General features: G+C 53.9%; 15 protein-coding genes. 14 read left to right on the top strand and 1 reads right to left on the bottom strand.

The genetic code is table 11. From position 1 onward, the window contains the following. Nucleotides 1–515: 515 nt before the first annotated feature. The 13 genes from ACS0RQ_RS17455 to ACS0RQ_RS17395 all read left to right on the top strand — a co-directional run bounded on the left by ACS0RQ_RS17455 (nucleotide 516) and on the right by ACS0RQ_RS17395 (nucleotide 16,124). The gene (locus ACS0RQ_RS17455; RefSeq protein ID WP_271851797.1) at nucleotides 516–1,271 is read left to right on the top strand and encodes a Gp138 family membrane-puncturing spike protein; all 756 of its coding nucleotides are present in this window, start codon (nucleotides 516–518) and stop codon (nucleotides 1,269–1,271) included. Beyond that, complete coding sequence (locus ACS0RQ_RS17450; protein ID WP_039078623.1) at nucleotides 1,271–1,624, top strand: contractile injection system sheath initiator; 354 nt, start codon at nucleotides 1,271–1,273, stop codon at nucleotides 1,622–1,624. The genes ACS0RQ_RS17455 and ACS0RQ_RS17450 overlap by 1 nt, the downstream gene beginning before the upstream one ends. Beyond that, nucleotides 1,625–2,824: a baseplate J/gp47 family protein gene (locus tag ACS0RQ_RS17445; RefSeq protein WP_271851799.1), complete on the top strand. Its 1,200-nt coding sequence runs from the start codon at nucleotides 1,625–1,627 to the stop codon at nucleotides 2,822–2,824. Further along, a complete protein-coding gene (locus ACS0RQ_RS17440; protein ID WP_079496780.1) occupies nucleotides 2,821–3,501 on the top strand; it encodes a baseplate wedge 1 family protein in 681 nt (226 codons plus the stop codon). The genes ACS0RQ_RS17445 and ACS0RQ_RS17440 overlap by 4 nt, the downstream gene beginning before the upstream one ends. Beyond that, nucleotides 3,501–4,937, top strand: a complete 1,437-nt coding sequence (locus tag ACS0RQ_RS17435; RefSeq protein ID WP_271851800.1) for a hypothetical protein — start codon at nucleotides 3,501–3,503, stop codon at nucleotides 4,935–4,937. Before ACS0RQ_RS17440 ends, ACS0RQ_RS17435 begins: the two co-directional genes overlap by 1 nt. Beyond that, entirely contained in the window at nucleotides 4,937–5,395 is a 459-nt protein-coding gene (locus ACS0RQ_RS17430; protein ID WP_271851801.1) for a tail fiber assembly protein, read from the top strand. Before ACS0RQ_RS17435 ends, ACS0RQ_RS17430 begins: the two co-directional genes overlap by 1 nt. A gap of 709 nt (nucleotides 5,396–6,104) precedes the next feature. Beyond that, nucleotides 6,105–7,598: a sensor domain-containing diguanylate cyclase gene (locus ACS0RQ_RS17425; protein ID WP_271851802.1), complete on the top strand. Its 1,494-nt coding sequence runs from the start codon at nucleotides 6,105–6,107 to the stop codon at nucleotides 7,596–7,598. A 437-nt stretch (nucleotides 7,599–8,035) separates the two neighbouring features. Continuing rightward, nucleotides 8,036–9,511: an NAD(P)-binding domain-containing protein gene (locus tag ACS0RQ_RS17420; RefSeq protein ID WP_271851804.1), complete on the top strand. Its 1,476-nt coding sequence runs from the start codon at nucleotides 8,036–8,038 to the stop codon at nucleotides 9,509–9,511. A gap of 310 nt (nucleotides 9,512–9,821) precedes the next feature. Beyond that, nucleotides 9,822–11,456: a TIGR04028 family ABC transporter substrate-binding protein gene (locus ACS0RQ_RS17415; protein WP_420372498.1), complete on the top strand. Its 1,635-nt coding sequence runs from the start codon at nucleotides 9,822–9,824 to the stop codon at nucleotides 11,454–11,456. A 54-nt stretch (nucleotides 11,457–11,510) separates the two neighbouring features. Continuing rightward, entirely contained in the window at nucleotides 11,511–12,455 is a 945-nt protein-coding gene (locus tag ACS0RQ_RS17410) for an ABC transporter permease (RefSeq protein WP_271851805.1), read from the top strand. Continuing rightward, nucleotides 12,452–13,312 (top strand): ABC transporter permease, encoded by an 861-nt coding sequence (locus tag ACS0RQ_RS17405; RefSeq protein WP_271851807.1) that lies wholly within the window; start codon nucleotides 12,452–12,454, stop codon nucleotides 13,310–13,312. The genes ACS0RQ_RS17410 and ACS0RQ_RS17405 overlap by 4 nt, the downstream gene beginning before the upstream one ends. After that, on the top strand, nucleotides 13,309–14,964 hold the full coding sequence (locus tag ACS0RQ_RS17400) for a dipeptide ABC transporter ATP-binding protein (protein ID WP_271851808.1): 1,656 nt from the start codon (nucleotides 13,309–13,311) through the stop codon (nucleotides 14,962–14,964). The genes ACS0RQ_RS17405 and ACS0RQ_RS17400 overlap by 4 nt, the downstream gene beginning before the upstream one ends. Continuing rightward, nucleotides 14,961–16,124, top strand: coding sequence for an alkylhydroperoxidase domain protein (locus ACS0RQ_RS17395; RefSeq protein WP_271851810.1), 1,164 nt, complete (start codon nucleotides 14,961–14,963; stop codon nucleotides 16,122–16,124). The genes ACS0RQ_RS17400 and ACS0RQ_RS17395 overlap by 4 nt, the downstream gene beginning before the upstream one ends. On the opposite strand, the gene ACS0RQ_RS17390 is transcribed toward ACS0RQ_RS17395, so the two are convergent. Then, a complete protein-coding gene (locus tag ACS0RQ_RS17390) occupies nucleotides 16,121–16,381 on the bottom strand; it encodes a hypothetical protein (RefSeq protein ID WP_271851811.1) in 261 nt (86 codons plus the stop codon). The genes ACS0RQ_RS17395 and ACS0RQ_RS17390 overlap by 4 nt on opposite strands. Here ACS0RQ_RS17390 and ACS0RQ_RS17385 point away from each other — a divergent pair. Further along, nucleotides 16,371–17,111 (top strand): amino acid ABC transporter ATP-binding protein, encoded by a 741-nt coding sequence (locus ACS0RQ_RS17385; RefSeq protein ID WP_271851827.1) that lies wholly within the window; start codon nucleotides 16,371–16,373, stop codon nucleotides 17,109–17,111. The two genes, ACS0RQ_RS17390 and ACS0RQ_RS17385, sit on opposite strands and share 11 nt — an antisense overlap. Nucleotides 17,112–17,116: the final 5 nt, after the last annotated feature.

Raw genomic sequence — 17,116 nt, 5'->3', positions numbered from 1 at the left:
CTGTTTCGGGGCTTTTACCCGCGTTATATTGCTCACGGTGGTACTTATATCCTTATATAACCAAAAGTGGCCAGATGGATATAATTGATGTCGAGCGTGTCACGTAGCAAAATCAAACTTCCAGGTTCTGACGGAATCAATGTCGACTCTGGACGTATGCAGGCCAGAGCCGATAATAATATGGGTTTCAGTCTATCCATTAGCCTGCTGTTAAGTCCCGGTTTTTGAACGTTCAGCCTTTACAAAATAATATGGATGCGTCGACGTTAATTGGCGTGTATCCATGTTGGATAATTCGCCAAATAGGGCGGTATTGTGCCAAATATCTAACTGGTGATATTTTTAAATATTCACAACCCATCCGGTTCGTGTGCAACCCAAAATTACTTGCAATTGATCAACTGATATCAATTTCCTATAAGCTTGGGTTTAATTATGGTCGCGCAATGGGCGTATGATGTCGTTAATAAATTCAAGGGTCGCTTCGGCGGCTTTTTTATTGTCCGGAGTAACCCATGTCAGCTTCAATCCAGTCTCGTAACGGCTCATTTGATGATGTTCTGGCCTCAGAACGTCAGGCGATAAATGAGCAACTTCGCGTAGCACTGCCTGGTATTGTCCAGTCGTTCGATCCTGGCTCGGTGACAGCGACAGTTCAGCCGTCGGTCCGCTGTATGGTGCGAGATAACGACGGCCACACAACGACCAAAGAGTATCCGCTACTGGTAGACGTACCTGTTATTTTCCCACGTGGTGGAGGCGTTACGCTGACATTCCCCGTCAGTCCTGGCGATGAGTGCCTGGTGATCTTCTCCGATCGCTGTATTGATTTTTGGTGGCAGAACGGTGGAGTTCAGGAACCGGTAGACCCGAGAATGCATGATTTGTCCGATGCATTTTGTATCGTCGGTCCTCAGTCTCAGGCAAAGAAAATCAGCGGCATCAGCGCCAGCGCTGCACAGTTGCGAACCAATGATGGGGCCGCGTTTGTTGAAGTGGCTGCCGGTCACGCGATTACCGTTAAAACGCCGGGTAAGTTGACGGCTAGCGCCGACGGTGGTACCGAAATAACGTCCCCGACCATCGTGCTAAACGGCAACGTAACCATTAACGGTAACCTGTCGCAGGGCATGGGCGCCAGCGGAGGCAGTGCAACAATGCTCGGTCCGGTTAACGTCACCAACGATGTTAAAGCCGGGAATAAAAGCCTGATGATGCACACGCATGGCGGTGTACAGACGGGCAGCGGAAATACCGGGGGGCCAAATTAATGCAATACCGACGTGAGGACACCGACGGCGATTATACATTTGGCCGTGGTGATGACACCTGGCTGATTAATTCACCGGAGGCGGTGGCACAGGCCATCAAAACACGGTTTGAGTTGTGGTACGGTCAGTGGTTTCTTGACACCACCGAGGGTACGCCATGGATCCAGTCTGTGCTCGGTAAGCAGCGTCCGGAACTTTATAACCTCGCCATACGGCAGCGCATTCTTGAAACGAAGGGCGTCAAGTCCATTACCGAATTTAACACAGCAGTAAACACCTCATCCCGGCGCGTAACATTCACCGCGACGGTCGAAACCTTCTACGGAATGACGACCCTTACAAGCGAGGCATAAATGGCTTTGAACCTCGACACGCTGGGGTTATCGGCAACGATAACCGCCCAGGGGATCAGTGCGCCTGATTACCAGACAATACTTGATACCGTAACCGGGTATTTTCAGCAGATTTACGGCACTGATGTGTATCTGGAACCCGACAGCAAAGACGGCCAAATGGTCGCGCTGGTGGCGCTGGCAATTCACGACGCCAACACGACAGCTATTGGGGTCTATAACAGCTTTTCTCCCTCAACGGCACTGAGTGACACTCTTACGCGCAACGTTAAAATCAACGGGATAGTGCGGCGCGGAGAAACGCGTTCGACGGTTGACCTGCTACTGACGGGGACCGCCGGGACGATCATCACCAATGGTTCGGCGAAGGATGCAAACGGAATCATCTGGCATTTTCCGGCGTCAGTTTCCATTGGAGTGAGCGGTAGCGTCACGCTCACGGCCACATGTGATGCCAACGGCGCTGTTGCCGCTCTGGCAGGTTCAGTGACGCATATAAATACCCCCACGCGAGGCTGGCTGTCAGTCACTAATCCACTGGCGGCTACGGTCGGAGCTGCCGCAGAAACCGATGCAGAGTTGCGCGCCAGGCAGGGCCAGAGCGTGGCATTACCCTCACTGACGCCGTTCGCCGCTGTTGATGGCGCGCTGGCGAATATATCCGGCGTGACACGCCACAAACTCTATGAAAACGACACCGGCTCTGTGGATGCAAACGGCTTACCGGCCCACTCCATCAGTGCCATTGTTGACGGCGGTGATGCAACAACGATTGCGCAGACGCTGCGGGGGAAAAAAGGGCAGGGGGTGGGAACATATGGCACCACAACCATTGTGGTTGCTGACATCTGGGGTAATCCGCATCCGATATCATTTTCCCGCCCGGTAAACGTGCCGGTGTTTGTCTCTATCACTCTGCGGGTATTTCCTGGCTACACCTCTTTGATTGCCGACCAGATAAAATCAACCATAGCCAGTTACATTAACTCGCTGGCTATTGGTGACGACGTGCTGATCAGCCGTGTTTACTCCCCCGCTAACCTCGGTGTCGTGAGCGGCGGAAATGCCCGTTATTACGACATTAACAGCCTGTCTATTGGTAAAACCGCTGGCAGTGTGGCGACGGCAAATATTGATATCGGTTATGCGGAAGCCGCCAGTTGCTCACCAGCGAATATCGCCATCACGGTGGTGCCATGAGCCAATACACCGATCTGATTACCAATTATCACGCTACGAAGCCTCTGTTCTTCCAGCATGTCGATTTGTCAACGCGTCCGTTTCTGGATACCAGCACTACGTTAAACCGCCTGGTGACGGCATTTGATATTGATAATGCTGTGGGCGTGCAGCTTGACATTTTAGGGGAGTGGATCGGACGCAGCCGCTACGTCGCCGTTCCCATATCCGGCATTTTCTTCGCCTGGGATACCGAGGGGCTGGGCTATGACCAGGGCGTGTGGCAGGGGCCATATGATCCTGACAGTGGGTATACCGCGCTCAGTGACGAAACTTATCGGGTAATCCTCAAAGCGAAAATTGCCATTAATAACTGGGATGGCACGAACGACACACTACCGCCCATTCTCGATAACGCGCTGGCCGGTTCCGGACTGCGTATGCAAATCGTGGATAACCAGGACATGACTATTGGTCTCTGGGTTTTTCCTGAGACCGATATTTCTCACGTCTCACTCGAACTGATAGCCGCTATCAGGCAGGGCTACCTGACCGTTAAAGCGGCGGGCGTGTGGGGTGGCAGCATTCAAATTCCGGCGGTGGAAACGCCGTCGGAGGGAAACCGCTTTTTTGGTTTTGACATGGATAACGAATACATAACCGGTTTCGATACCGGCGCATGGGGGACTTTACTGTAATGGCTAAAAATGACTTTAAACCGTTTGCGACAGGGGCCAGTGCAAACGTCATCACTCAGGCTGAGTATGAGGCGCTGACCGCTTTGTTGACGGGCTTTCAGGCTGGTAAGGCCAGCAGTGCCCAGATCAACAAGGCTATCCGGCAGGCAACATTTGTTGCGGCGGCGCTGGCGCAATACATCACCAATAAAACCGGGCAGGATGTTCCGGATAACGGCGATATCGCTGCGTTCATTACCAAAATGGCGGCAGCGCTCGGTAAAGACTTTCAGGCACTGGACGCCGCGCTGACGTCTCTGGCCGCGCTGCCGGGCACTGCTGATACTCTGGCTTATTTTACCGGGCCTGATACCCTGGCATTAACCAACCTGACCGCCGCCGGACGTAATCTGATTAATAAAGCGGACGTTGCCTCAATAATCCAGTACCTGGGATTGCAGAACACCATCACACAGGCGGCTAATGCCGTCCAGCGTATCGGTGACACCATGTCCTGGCTGAATGTCACAGGTCTGATCCAGTCGGCATCAATGCGCGTCAATACGCCTGCATCACCATCTGTACAGGGATTAACAATTGACTGGAACGGTATCGGGTTTGGTACAGCAGGGCTGACCAATAACCGGGGGCTCGGGACAGGTGGTTTTATTTTCCGCACAGTGGATGCAGAAAATAAAAATGAATATGGCCGGGTCACCTTTAATGAAGTGGGCGAGATTTTTGCCGGGCGTAACATCTATGCCGGGCCTGCCAAATACGCCATTGATGGCAATAGCTACGGCACCATATGGGGTACTGGCGGCAATAGCGAATGGTTGTCAAATAATCTGAATGCCCGTTTCGGTGCCATTCCCGTGAACAATACCACGGGTGATGTGAACGGCACCGCATGGGGCGGTTCGCTGGCCGTTAATCTGACCGCACGCTTTAATGATCTGCAAAGCAAAATCAACGCTATTCCGGTTGATAACCCGTCCGGGAATATTCGCGGTAGTGCCTGGGGTAATGACTGGTTGTCGAATTATCTCTCAAACAAATTTAACGGCATCCAAGGACAATTTTCGTCTATCCCGGTTGATAACTCGTCCGGAAATATTCATGGCAGCGCATGGGGCAACGACTGGCTATCAAACTGGTTAGCAGCACAGTTTTCTGCGCGTGACAGCAACATTAATACCAGAGCCACATTTGACTGGGTTACGGCTAATTATCTGCCTCGTGTGCAGAATTACGCTACTGTTGGGACGTTTATTCTGGCGTATTACAATGGCGGCAATATTGACCCGGAAACCATTGTTTCCGGTGGCAATCTTTTTCCGTCAACGGCGGACGGATTAGGCGCCACCTGGTCACTTCCAGGGTCGTGGCGGTGCGCCGGAATGTCCCGCACTGTTAACGACGCACATCGAACAACTTTATGGCAGAGGGTCGCGTGATGGCAAACGCTGAGCAGGAAGTGATAAAAGTAAGAAATCCACGCAGCATCAACCCGGAAAAATCAGTTGATGTTGATATTTCATTCGACGGAGAACAGTTTATCCCGTTCGCAGCAATGCCCGACGATACGGCAGGTCAGTCAATTTACCAGGAAGCAATAAAGGGCAAATACGGCGAAATTAATATTTCACCTGGCATAGAGTATTACTGGTCAGACGATGGATGGGTTGAAGTAGTTAAACCGGTAGCGGAAGATCCGAACGCGGTTAAACGTGATGAACTGCTCCGACTCGCCGCATTGCGAATTGCGCCGCTACAGGATGCCGCTGATTTGGATATGGCGACAGGCGACGAAAAAACGGCTCTCACTGCCTGGAAAAAATACCGCGTACTGCTGAGTAGAGTCGATATCTCAACTGCGCCGGATATTAGTTGGCCGGAGCAGCCTGCCGCGTAACGTTTTTGTTAACCGTGCCAATGGGGATAATTGCTCCACCATATAAACGAAAACCCATAGAACAAAAAACCGGCGACCCGCAGGGTCTTCGACTCCTAATCTCTGCGCTTCCGCCAGATTAAACAATGGCTTACCATTAGGTAAGCCCTTTGTTTTTGTCTCTTAGACATCTCATCAAATTTGAACACTTCAATGCTGGCAGTTCGCTCGTCGGCGCGACCTTAATTTTTCGGTCATACACCCCACGTGCCCCTCAGTTTTAAATCCGCTGGACAGTTCCTTTCCGGTTTCCCGCTTTGTTCTGTTCCAGCAATGGGTTAGCGTTTTGGAATTGCGCTTGCTTCCTTTCAGTCCCGGTATGATGTCGTCCTGCTGTCAGCAGCTTATAAGTAAGTTCGCTGGATATGATCAGGAAAATGCGCTGACGCGTCTTGACGATAACGAGTGTCATGATGAATACACTAGCTATATATTATATATTTAAATTTCCCAAAAGCTATTTCATCACCGTCATTCCAGCTAAGTGATATAATAAATACCCATACAAAGTTCTCCACCTGTTAAACACAATGCCGCTTTAATGGTTCTGTATTTTTAACGTTTATGTAGGACAGCTTAATTTTCCAAAAATTGGCACGGAGGCAAGGGGAATGTCAGGAAAACAGCGCTCTTTTTTTCTACAATCTTACATACTTCATTGGGAAGAAGTATGGCATTGTTTCTTTTTATCGTCAGCGTAGCCGTCGCAGCGATAAACAGTTGGACTATGTGGCAGTCCTGGCAAAATGAACTCGCAGAAAGTGAAAACCATGCACGAAACCTTTCTGTGTCGCTGGCTCGCCAGGCAGAGGATACCTTTTTACAGGTGGATATCACGCTTTCTGAGGTGGTGCGGCAATTAAATTTTTATGGTATAGACTACGCAAATAAGCCCCCCTTTGCCCGGCACCTGAAAGAACTACACGACAAACTTACACAACTGCATGGCCTGTTTATATACGACGCCGGGGGGAATTGGGTCGTCACCACAGGGAATTATATACCCGCAAAAGCTAACAATGCCGATCGTGAATATTTTATATGGCATCAGCAGCATACTGAGCAAGCCATTCATATTGGTCACGTGATACGCAGTCGCTCCACTGGCGATCTGGTTATTCCGGTGTCAATACGACTCAATGATGTGAATGGTGATTTTGCGGGGGTAGCGCTGGCTACAATCAAAGTCGATTATTTCCGACACTTCTATAGTTATTTTATTATCGGTCCGAAAGATACCCTCGGGCTCATTCTGGCTGATAGTTCTACCCTCTATGTTCGCCCTTTACCGGACTCGGCTATCAATAAGAATTTGTCTAACAGTCCTCTTTTTACTTTCGCACTTAAAGCGTCTGAGAGTGGAAGTGCGACCTGGGTTTCATTACTCGACGGCGTGGAGATGGTTTTTGGATATGCTCGCCTGGAACGGTATCCATTAATTGTGACCGCCGGTTATGACAAGGACCGGATTCGTACGAACTGGCTGCGAGAAAACATAGTAGATGCACTGCTTAATATCGCCATGCTCTTCATGATGCTTATTCTTGGCTTGTTTGTGCTGCGTCAGATTAACACAAATGCGCGAAATCAGGCTGAGCTGGCCTTAGTGCGGGACGAACTGACGACCATTAATCATACCCTCCAGTTGCTGGCACTGCTTGATGGGCTGACTGGCCTTGCCAATCGCAGACAATTTGATGAGTTTCTGGAAAGAAGCCTGATTCACTCGCAAAAAAGCAGGCTGCCTGTTTCTCTTATCATGATAGATATCGATTTTTTTAAACGTTATAACGACACCTATGGTCATGTGGCAGGTGATGCTTGCCTGAAAAAAGTCGGCAGCATACTGGGTTCTCTCGTTCATCGGCAGGGTGATCTGGTTGCCCGCTACGGTGGTGAGGAATTTGCCATCATTTTGTCTGAAGCTGATGCCTCGCAAGTAAAACAATTTGCTGATCATGTGGTTATGAGTATCAGAGCGGCGGCAATAGCGCACATCTCGACAGACCTCCCGGAAAAGGTCGTCACCATCAGCGCAGGTTGTGCAACCATCGTCTCTGATGGTCAGAAGTGGGAAGCCGAAATGCTTAAAAAAAGTGCTGACAAAGCACTGTATGAAGCAAAGTTAGCAGGGCGAAACTGCGCGCAAGCAGAAGAGAGTTAATTGCCGAATTGCGGGGGGCGGCAATACCCTGGAGTGCAGAAATTTCAGTTTCACTATGATGATATTGCCCTCATGTCAGGGCTTACTGAGTGGTTTTACACTTTTCGAAAATTAAACATACTGCTCGTTACGGGCGTATCACCTGCCGTCGATCCGCAAGGGATCAGCGTTTGAGTTTCTGCGCTTTCGCCGGAAAACGCCTGCTCATATACCTCACTTCCTCTTCGTCTCCTTTCCCCTGAACCTCCGCTTCTGTTTACAGCCCTCCGCGTAATCCAAATTACCTGCCTCATGTGCTTTCGCCAGTCAAACCCAATCCCGGTCTCCTATAGAAAAAGTCTGCATTAGGCTAGCAATATTAAATCGTAGTTCCCCTGGTATCGAAGTGCTATCACTCAGCAAATGACTGAATGCATTGACGCAAAAGGATAACGACGATGTCACTTTCTTCGATTTCGCCCATTACACCATCCGAAAGGGCAGAGCAGGGGCTTGCCGCGCTGGAAGCCCGAATCAAACAGGATTTGGAATGGCTGGCGTTGCCTGCAAAACGCTGGTTGCCACAACAATCTGACGCACAGGCGCAGAACGTGGTGATCATTGGCGCAGGCATGGCGGGCCTTGCGGCGGCGTTCGCACTGCGCCTGCAGGGTATTGACGCCGTGCTGTATGACAAAGCGCCCAAAGATTTCGAAGGTCCCTGGGCAACAACCGCGCGCATGGAAACGCTGCGCTCGCCTAAGCACCTTACCGGGCCGGCGCTTGATATTCCCTCTTTGACCTTTCGCGCCTGGTATGAAGCACAATTTGGCCTTGAGGCCTGGAATACGCTGGACAAGATCCCCCGTCTGCAATGGGCCGCGTATCTGCGCTGGTACCGCCAGGTGCTGGCGCTGGATGTGCGTAACGATCACGCCCTGACAGGTCTGAATCTACAGGACCCACAGCGTGTAGAACTGACCTTTTCGCACCAGGGTGAGATCCGGCGGGTGAGTGCGCGTAAAGTGATCCTGGCCATCGGAATGGATGCGTTTGGCGGACCTGCTATTCCTGATTTTGTCAGTGATGTACCAAAGCAGTATTGGGCACACTCAGAAGAGGCGATTGATTTTGCCGCTCTTGCGGGTCGTCGGGTTGCGGTTGTTGGCGGTAGCGCCACAGCGATGGATGTTTCGGCCACGGCGCTGGAAGCGGGGGCAGCGGGGGTTGAACTGCTGATCCGTCGTCCTGATTTTCCCCGCGTGAACCTGTTAAAAGGGGCTGGCAACCCGGGTTTTGAATCAGGCTATTTTAATCTGCCGGATGAGTGGAAATGGCGGCTGGCCCAGCATATCGCGACCGTCCAGACGCCACCGCCGCACGGCAGCACGCTGCGCGTGTCGCGTCATCCCAACGCCTGGTTCAATTTTAACGCCCCGGTTGAGCGGGTCGAAACCCGTCAGGAGGGCATCGTTGTTCATACCCCGCAGGGCGAAGTGCCGGTAGATTACCTGATCCTTGCCACGGGATATGCTCTGGACTGGCATGCCCGTCCGGAATTTCATGCGCTGGTGGATCAGGTCAAAACCTGGGGCGATGCCTGGCAGCCTCCTGCTGATAAGCAGAACGCGCAACTGGCGAGTTATCCTTATCTGGGGGCTGATTTCGCGTTTCAGGCAAAACACAGTGACAGCGCCTCTTCGCTGGCGAGGGTGCACTGTTTTAGCCACCCCGCGCTGTTAAGCAATGGTCATGTCGTTGGTCTTATTCCTGGAATCAGCCAGGGCGCACGTACCCTGGCACAACATATTTCCGGGCAGCTTTATTTTGAAGATCGTGAACACCATTATCAGGCCATTATCCATTACGATGATCTCGAATTGCTGGGTGATGAGTGGCAGCCTGCCGTGCCCTATGCCTGGCGAGAACGCTAATTTCCTTGAGGCGCAGGCTGGGGCAGTGTTGGCATTTTCCCGCCACCAGGTTGCCCCAGCCTGCGCCTTGCCGCCTGATAGCGATTACCCTTTATTTGCAGAACCCAGTCTGGCCTGGACCCTGCGCTGCTGCCGATTTGGTGTCACATCTCGCTAACAAATTTACGCATATTCATTATCAGTATTGTTCTTTGCGGTTTACCCATCGCTGTGAAAATATCAAATCAGGTTTCGGACGGCTAGCCGCCTGTATGGGGCGTCCGGCCGCGCTCAGCACGACGCTTAAACGATAACTACAGGAAAAATAACAATGTCGATTTTGCTCTCCACATACCGATTTCGCCTTTTCGCCACGATGGCACTGGCAGGGATCAGCACCGCTTCAGTGGCCGCAGAAAACGCGCCCAAAAATGGCGGCACGCTAATCTATCTGGAACAACAGGCGCACACTAACCTCTATCCGCCTGCGGGCGGGTTTTACCCTAACGGCGGAATCCTCAACCAGATAACCGACAAGCTGACCTGGCAAAACCCGAAAACCCTGCAAATTGAGCCGTGGATTGCGCAATCCTGGACCACCAACGCGGATTACACCGAGTACACCTTTAAACTTCGTCCTGGCGTCACCTTTTCGGACGGCACTCCGCTTGATGCCAACGCTGTAGCGAAAAATTTCGATACCTATGGTCTGGGCAATAAAGCCCTCAACCAGCCGGTGTCCGAGGTCATCAACAACTACCTGAAAAGTGAGGTGATCGATCCGCTAACGGTGAAGTTCTTTTTCAAATCTCCGTCGCCGGGTTTCCTGCAGGGCACCTCCGCCATTGGCTCCGGGCTCGTCTCGCTCTCGACCCTGGAGAAAAACTTTAACCAGCTCGGCAGCGCGCGCAGCATTATTGGATCCGGCCCGTTTGTGGTGGAGAGCGACCGTCCGGGTCGCGAAGTGAAACTGGTGGCGCGTAAGGACTATAACTGGGCGCCGCCGAGTTTTGCCCATCAGGGGCGTCCTTATCTGGACGGCATTAACGTGCTGGTGACGCCGGAAGATAGCGTCCGTATTGGCGCGTTACTCTCCGGCCAGGCCGATGCGATTCGCCAGATTCAGGCCTACGACGAGAAGCGTGTCTCCGACAAAGGCTTTGCCGTTTATGCCTCCCCGACGCGTGGGGTGAACAACAGTGTTAACTTCCGCCCTGATAACCCACTGGTGGCGGATCAAAAGGTGCGTGAGGCGCTGCTGCATGCCACCAACACCAAAGAGATTGTCCAGACGCTCTTCTCCGCAAATTACCCGCAGGCCACATCAGTGTTAGCCAAAACGGCGGTGGGCTATGTGGATCTTTCCGACAAGCTGAAATTCGACCCGGCCCAGGCGGCGCGTTTGCTGGAAGAGGCAGGCTGGAAAAGCGGCCCGGACGGCGTGCGACAGAAAGACGGGCAATCCCTGACACTGACGGCGTACGAATCGCCGCCACAGCCGCAGAACAAAGAGACACTGCAACTGGTGGCGCAGCAGTGGGCCAAAGTGGGCGTCAAACTCAACGTTCTGGCGGGGGATGCGGGCAGTAAAACCCTTGATAACCTTGACCCGGCTAAAACGGGCGTATATCCGAGCATGGTGGGCCGCGCGGATCCGGATGTCCTGAAAAGTCAGTACTACCCGACGCTGCGCAATGTGCTGCTGCAAAAAGGGGGCGCCAGCGACAAGGTTAAGCAGTTTGAGGACAGCCATCTGAACGGGTTACTGGAGGGTATCGCCTCCGCCACCTCACAGGATAAGCGTATTGCGCTGGTCAATGAGGTGCAGCAATACCTTATCGATAAAGCCTACGTGATCCCTATCTTTGAAGAGCCGCAGGTCTATGCCGGTGCGCCATCCACCAGGGGGCTGAGCTTCGAAGCCGTAGGGCGTCCGAGTTTTTACAACACCTGGTTAGATAAATAACGCATGGGTTTCCCCTTGTCATCGGGCGAGGGGTACCGTGCAAGAGGACAAGCCATGGGCAGATATCTGACGGTACGTTTTGGTCAGGCGCTGATAGTGTTATGGGCCGCCTTTACGCTCTCATTTGTGCTGTTACAGGCGCTTCCGGGCGACGCAATATTGATCAAGTTCCAGAATCCGGATCTTGGGCTGAGCGCCGATCAAATTGCTCAGTTGCGCCTGAGCTATGGTGCTGACACACCGGTGCTGACGCAATATGTCCACGCCGTGGTCAGCCTGTTACATGGGGATTTCGGCCTTTCCGTCCAGACCGGCGTGCCGGTCAGTGAATTGCTAAGTGAGAATCTTCCTTCCACGCTCCTGCTGGCGCTGTTAGGGCTGATCGTCGCCACGATCCTGGCCTTTGTGCTGGCGGCACTCTCATTTTTGTCGCCGTTTAGCGGGCTGCGTGCGGCGCTGCAATCGCTGCCATCACTGTTTATTTCGGTACCGACTTTCTGGCTTGGCATCGTGTTAATCCAGATTTTTTCTTTCCAGTTAGGGTGGATCCCCGTTATTAACCCAGGCCCATGGCAGGGGCTGATCCTGCCCACATTGACGCTGGCGTTACCGATTTCCGCGCCGCTGGCGCAAATTTTGATGCGCAGTATTGACCAAATACAAACCCAGCCGTTTGTCGCCGTGGCACGCGCGAAAGGGGCCAGCCGGGCGGGGGTATTGTGGCGCCATGTGTTGGGCAATGCGCTGTTGCCAACGCTGACCGTGGCGGGGCTGTTATTGGGCGAACTTATCGCCGGCGCGTTGATAACCGAAACCGTATTTGGTCGCAGTGGCCTGGGGCAACTCACCCAGGAAGCGGTCAATACCCAGGACAGTAGCGTGTTACAGGCCATCGTGGTGATTTCCGCCAGCGCTTTTGTGGTGATTAACCTCGCCATCGATCTGCTATATCCCTTGCTCGATCCCCGCCTGAAAAACAGTACAGGAGTCACCTCATGACGGTCGTTCCTCAGGGGAAGCTCAGCTTCCCGTCATTATACAAACGCGCTCGCGTACCCCGTATTACGCTGAGTCCGGGATTGATTGCCGCCTGGCTGGTTTTGCTGACGGTTGTGCTCTGGGCGCTGTTTCCCGCCTGGTTCACCCATTTCAGCCCGACAGACGGCGTGGCGGGCGCACAGCGTCTTGCCCCCGGCAACGGCTATCTGCTTGGCACCGACCAGTTGGGCCGCGACCTGTATACCCGCATTGTCTATGGTGCCGTGCATTCACTCTCCGGCGCGCTTATTGCGGTTGGTCTTGGGCTGGCGCTCGGTAGCACGCTTGGGTTATTGGCCGGGGCGATTAGGGGCTGGTTCGATAGCCTGATCATGCGCGTTATCGATATTCTGCTCGCTATTCCCGGGCTGCTGCTGGCGCTGAGCGTCATCATTCTGCTGGGCTTCGGCACGGTGAACGCCGCCATTGCGGTGGGGATCACCTCGATTGCCAGTTTTACCCGTCTGGTGCGGGGTGAAACCCTGCGTGTGCGCCACAGCGATTTCGTCGAAGCGGCATGGGGCAGCGGCGGCACTTTTTTCAGTGTTCTATTACGCCATATCGTGCCTAACGCCCTGAGTACCGTCTTTGCCTTTGCCGCCCTGCAATTCGGCAGCGCGATTCTGGCTATTTCCACCCTCAGTTTCCTGGGGTATGGCGCACCGCCGCCCACGCCAGAGTGGGGATTGCTGATCGCCGAAGGCCGGAATTACCTTTCAACGGCCTGGTGGCTGACGGCCTTCCCGGGGATTGTCGTCGTGCTGGTGGTGCTGGCGGCCAACCGTGTCAGCCAGTCATTACGCAGGGGGCAATCATGAGCCTGAACCTGAGTTTGCAACAGAGCAGCGCCACCGTACCGGTACTGGAGCTGGAGGATGTCACCATCCGTTACCGCACCGCCGAAGGCGATCGCACGGTGGTTGAAGGAGTGTCATTTCAGATCAACCCCGGTGAAGTGGTGGCGCTGGTAGGGGAGTCCGGTTCCGGCAAGACCACCACGGCACAGGCGGTGATTGGCTTGCTCAGTGAAAATGGTCGCCTGACCCGGGGGGCGATTCGCCTGAACGGCACCGATATCAGCCGTTGGTCGCAAAAGCAACTGGACGGCATTCGCGGTGCGCGTATCAGTCTGATTCCCCAGGATCCCACCAGCTCGCTCAATCCGGTCAAAACCATCGGCGCGCAGGTTGATGAGATCCTGCGTTTGCACCAGCGCGCACCCCGTCAGGTTATTCGCCAGCAAACTCTGGCGCTACTGGCCCGCGTTGGGCTGACGCAACCCGAGCTACGTGCGCAGCAATATCCGTATCAGCTTTCGGGCGGTATGAAGCAGCGGGTCTTGATCGCCATTGCCATTGCATTGAAGCCTGCGCTGATTGTCGCCGATGAGCCGACCAGCGCGCTGGATGTGACGGTGCAAAAGCGCGTGCTGGATTTACTGGATGAACTGCGGCGTGAAAGTGGCACTGCCGTGCTGTTTGTGACCCATGATTTAGGCGTGGCGGCAGAACGCGCCGACCGGCTGGTGGTCTTCCAGCGCGGACATGTGCAGGAGCAAGGCCCCATTCAGGCGGTGTTGCAGGCACCCCGCAGCCAGTACGCGAGAGCGCTGCTGGCGGATGTGCCGTCGCTCAATCCCACGCCGCGCGCGCCGCGGACAAACGGCGGTGACACAGTGATTCGGGTGGATAATCTGGTCCAGACCTATCCGCTCTCCACAGACAACAAAACGCTGTTCCGTGCGGTGGATAATTTGTCGTTTAGCGTTGAACGCGGCACCACACATGCCATTGTGGGGGAGTCGGGGTCGGGGAAAACCACAACGGCGCGCAGCCTGCTTGGCTTTCATCGCCCCACCAGCGGACAGATTCTGATCGAGGGGACAGACATCACCCGCCTGAAAGGAGAGCCGCTGCGTCAGTTCCGGCAAAAAATTCAACTGGTTTATCAGAATCCGTTCAGTTCGCTCGATCCAGCGCAGCGTCTGTTTGACATTGTGGAGGAGCCTCTGCGCAACTTTGGTCGCTTCGACCGGGCAACGCGCGCGCAGAAAGTCCATGAGATGTTTGAACGCGTGGCGCTACCGCACGAGCTACTGACCCGTAAACCGCATGAACTCTCCGGCGGCCAGCGCCAGCGCGTGGCCATTGCGCGAGCGCTCGTTCTGGAACCCCAGGTGCTGGTTCTCGACGAAGCGGTTTCCGCCCTTGATGTGACGGTACAGGCGCAAATCCTGCGCCTGCTCGACACGCTCCAGCGCGAACTCGGCCTGACCTATCTGTTTATCTCCCACGACCTCTCCGTGGTGCGGCAAATTGCCGACACCGTGAGCGTGCTCCACCACGGAAAGCAGGTGGAGTCCGGCCCGGTAGAACACATTTTTAGCCACTCCCGTGATCCTTACACGCGGGAGCTGATCGACGCCATTCCCGGCATGACGCACCGTACTCAACAACAGGAGATTTTATGACGTTGCATGACCCTTTGATTCCGGAAAAAGAGACGGCGTTACACGCTCACGACCTGCTCGACAGCCTGGCCGGGATTGCGCCGGACAGTGAACTGGCCGCCGCTCGCCAGACGCGGGAAGCGGCAACGCGCCATACTCAGGGCAGCTATGAGGCGCTTTTTTCCGCCCGGACTGTACAGGGAAAGCTGACGCTCACCGTGCGATTCTGGCTGGCGGCGCAAATTAGCAACTGGCTGCGGGACAGCGTACTGCGCCGCTATTACGAGCAACGCGGCAAGGACGTTACTGTCCCGAACGTGACCCCGGCGCTGAACGCGGCGCTGGCCCATGCCAGGACACTCACGCTACATCCCGTAAGCGCGCAGGCGGCTGACTTACAGACCTTGCTGAACGCCGGATGGTCAGAGGACGATATTGTGACCCTGTCGCAATTAACCGCCTTTATCAGTTTCCAGAGCCGCTTATTGCGCGGCTATCGTTTACTGGCAGGCCATGAGGTGGACATCCCCCAGCCACAAGCCGTAACGGCAGGGGAGTGGCATACGCAGCCACAGACGCTTACGGGCAAACGGGCGCCGGTTGCCTTTACCCAGGCGGAGCTCGGCTGGGAGCCGTGGATTGCGGCAAAAGCGCTGCCTGATTTTAACGCCGACGAGCAGGCGACCCTGGCCCGTTTCGGCCATAGCGAGTCGGACTATTTCCGTCTGCTGGGGCGTAATCTTCCCGTGCTTGAGCAGCGCACGCTGACGGATAAAGGGATTTTCTATACCGCGTCGGGACTGCCGCGCGCCGAGCGTGAGCTGGCGGCAACTGTCGCCAGTAAGGTCAACGGCTGCATTTATTGCGCCTCGGTACATGCCCGTAAAGCCAGCCAGCTTTCTAAACAGCAGGAGGCGGTGCAACGTCTGTTGGATATCGCCCCCGGTGGCGATTTGGCACAAGGGCAGTCGCCACGCTGGCAGGCGCAGATCAATTTCGTTGCACGTCTCTCCAGCACGCCCGCGCAGGCCAGCGCGCAGGATGTGGCGCAACTGCGTGAACAGGGGCTGAGTACCCTGGAGATTGTGGATCTTGTGCAATCAGCCGCCTTTTTCGCATGGGCCAATCGCCTGATGCTGACGCTTGGCGAACCTTACTGGCTCACAGGCGTGAGCCGTTAAAGAGAATATAAAGGATGATCCGCGACGATAAAGAGCGGATCATCCTTTCCCCCACCTTCATTTCCCCTTAATAGTTTAAATAGGTCAATTTCCGGAAATACTCCCATTTCGGAAATGTGTTTTTCAACTTTGCATATGTATTTTTCTTGTTTGTCTTTATAGACCCACCGGCAATATAGTTTTTGTAAAGAAATAGATGCCGCCGTTGTGCATTTATCAGGGATAGCCCGCTGCGAAAATATAATGATGATTGCCATTGAGAAAATCAGTAAAAGTTTTACTGGCGAAAAAATACTAAAAGAGGTTTCGCTTTCCATTAATGCAGGGGAAATTATCTGCATTATTGGCCCAAGCGGCTCGGGTAAAACGACACTGTTGCGCACGCTGAATTTTCTGGAACCCGCCGATAGCGGGCAAATAAAAATTGACGACGCCATTGTTGATTGCGCCAAAGCAGGAAAAAAAGAGATTGAAAAAATACGCGCGAAAACCGCGATGGTTTTTCAATCCTGGAATCTGTTTCATAATCTCACCGCCTTGCAAAATATTACCGAAGGCTTGATCTATGCGCAAAAGCGCCCGCGTCAGGAGGCGGTCGCGACGGCTGAACGCCTGCTAAAACAGGTCGGATTGTTACATAAAAAAGATCACTATCCGAACAGCCTTTCTGGCGGGCAAAAACAGCGTATTGGCATTGCCCGTGCGCTGGCGATTAACCCGGCGGTGCTGTTGCTGGATGAACCCACATCGGCGCTGGATCCGGAGAAAGTCGGCGAGGTTCTGACACTCATTCAGGAGATTGCCGCGAACGGGCAAACGATGATTATCGTAACTCATGAAATGGAATTCGCCCGCCAGGTCGCTTCCAGTGTGGTGTTTATGGAAAACGGCGAAATCGTGGAGCAGGGGCCGCCGGAGCAGATTTTTGGCGCGGCGTTACACACGCGCACACAGGCGTTTCTTGCCCGACTCCGTTTCCACGCCTGAGGCTA

It is taken from the genome of Phytobacter diazotrophicus (assembly GCF_052061655.1).
In the GTDB taxonomy this organism is placed as follows: domain Bacteria; phylum Pseudomonadota; class Gammaproteobacteria; order Enterobacterales; family Enterobacteriaceae; genus Phytobacter; species Phytobacter diazotrophicus.
Note: the sequence above shows the minus strand (reverse complement) of the source record. Positions and strands in the feature narration are given on the sequence as shown.

Excerpts from the sequence above, each read along its gene's own strand:
- ACS0RQ_RS17435 (WP_271851800.1), top strand. The coding sequence starts at position 3,501 with ATGGCTAAAAATGACTTTAAACCGTTTGCGACAGGGGCCAGTGCAAAC.
- ACS0RQ_RS17440 (WP_079496780.1), top strand. The coding sequence starts at position 2,821 with ATGAGCCAATACACCGATCTGATTACCAATTATCACGCTACGAAGCCT.
- ACS0RQ_RS17410 (WP_271851805.1), top strand. The coding sequence starts at position 11,511 with ATGGGCAGATATCTGACGGTACGTTTTGGTCAGGCGCTGATAGTGTTA.
- ACS0RQ_RS17390 (WP_271851811.1), bottom strand. The coding sequence starts at position 16,381 with ATGGCAATCATCATTATATTTTCGCAGCGGGCTATCCCTGATAAATGC.
- ACS0RQ_RS17405 (WP_271851807.1), top strand. The coding sequence starts at position 12,452 with ATGACGGTCGTTCCTCAGGGGAAGCTCAGCTTCCCGTCATTATACAAA.
- ACS0RQ_RS17400 (WP_271851808.1), top strand. The coding sequence starts at position 13,309 with ATGAGCCTGAACCTGAGTTTGCAACAGAGCAGCGCCACCGTACCGGTA.
- ACS0RQ_RS17415 (WP_420372498.1), top strand. The coding sequence starts at position 9,822 with ATGTCGATTTTGCTCTCCACATACCGATTTCGCCTTTTCGCCACGATG.
- ACS0RQ_RS17395 (WP_271851810.1), top strand. The coding sequence starts at position 14,961 with ATGACGTTGCATGACCCTTTGATTCCGGAAAAAGAGACGGCGTTACAC.
- ACS0RQ_RS17455 (WP_271851797.1), top strand. The coding sequence starts at position 516 with ATGTCAGCTTCAATCCAGTCTCGTAACGGCTCATTTGATGATGTTCTG.
- ACS0RQ_RS17450 (WP_039078623.1), top strand. The coding sequence starts at position 1,271 with ATGCAATACCGACGTGAGGACACCGACGGCGATTATACATTTGGCCGT.
- ACS0RQ_RS17385 (WP_271851827.1), top strand. The coding sequence starts at position 16,371 with ATGATTGCCATTGAGAAAATCAGTAAAAGTTTTACTGGCGAAAAAATA.
- ACS0RQ_RS17430 (WP_271851801.1), top strand. The coding sequence starts at position 4,937 with ATGGCAAACGCTGAGCAGGAAGTGATAAAAGTAAGAAATCCACGCAGC.
- ACS0RQ_RS17425 (WP_271851802.1), top strand. The coding sequence starts at position 6,105 with ATGGCATTGTTTCTTTTTATCGTCAGCGTAGCCGTCGCAGCGATAAAC.
- ACS0RQ_RS17420 (WP_271851804.1), top strand. The coding sequence starts at position 8,036 with ATGTCACTTTCTTCGATTTCGCCCATTACACCATCCGAAAGGGCAGAG.
- ACS0RQ_RS17445 (WP_271851799.1), top strand. The coding sequence starts at position 1,625 with ATGGCTTTGAACCTCGACACGCTGGGGTTATCGGCAACGATAACCGCC.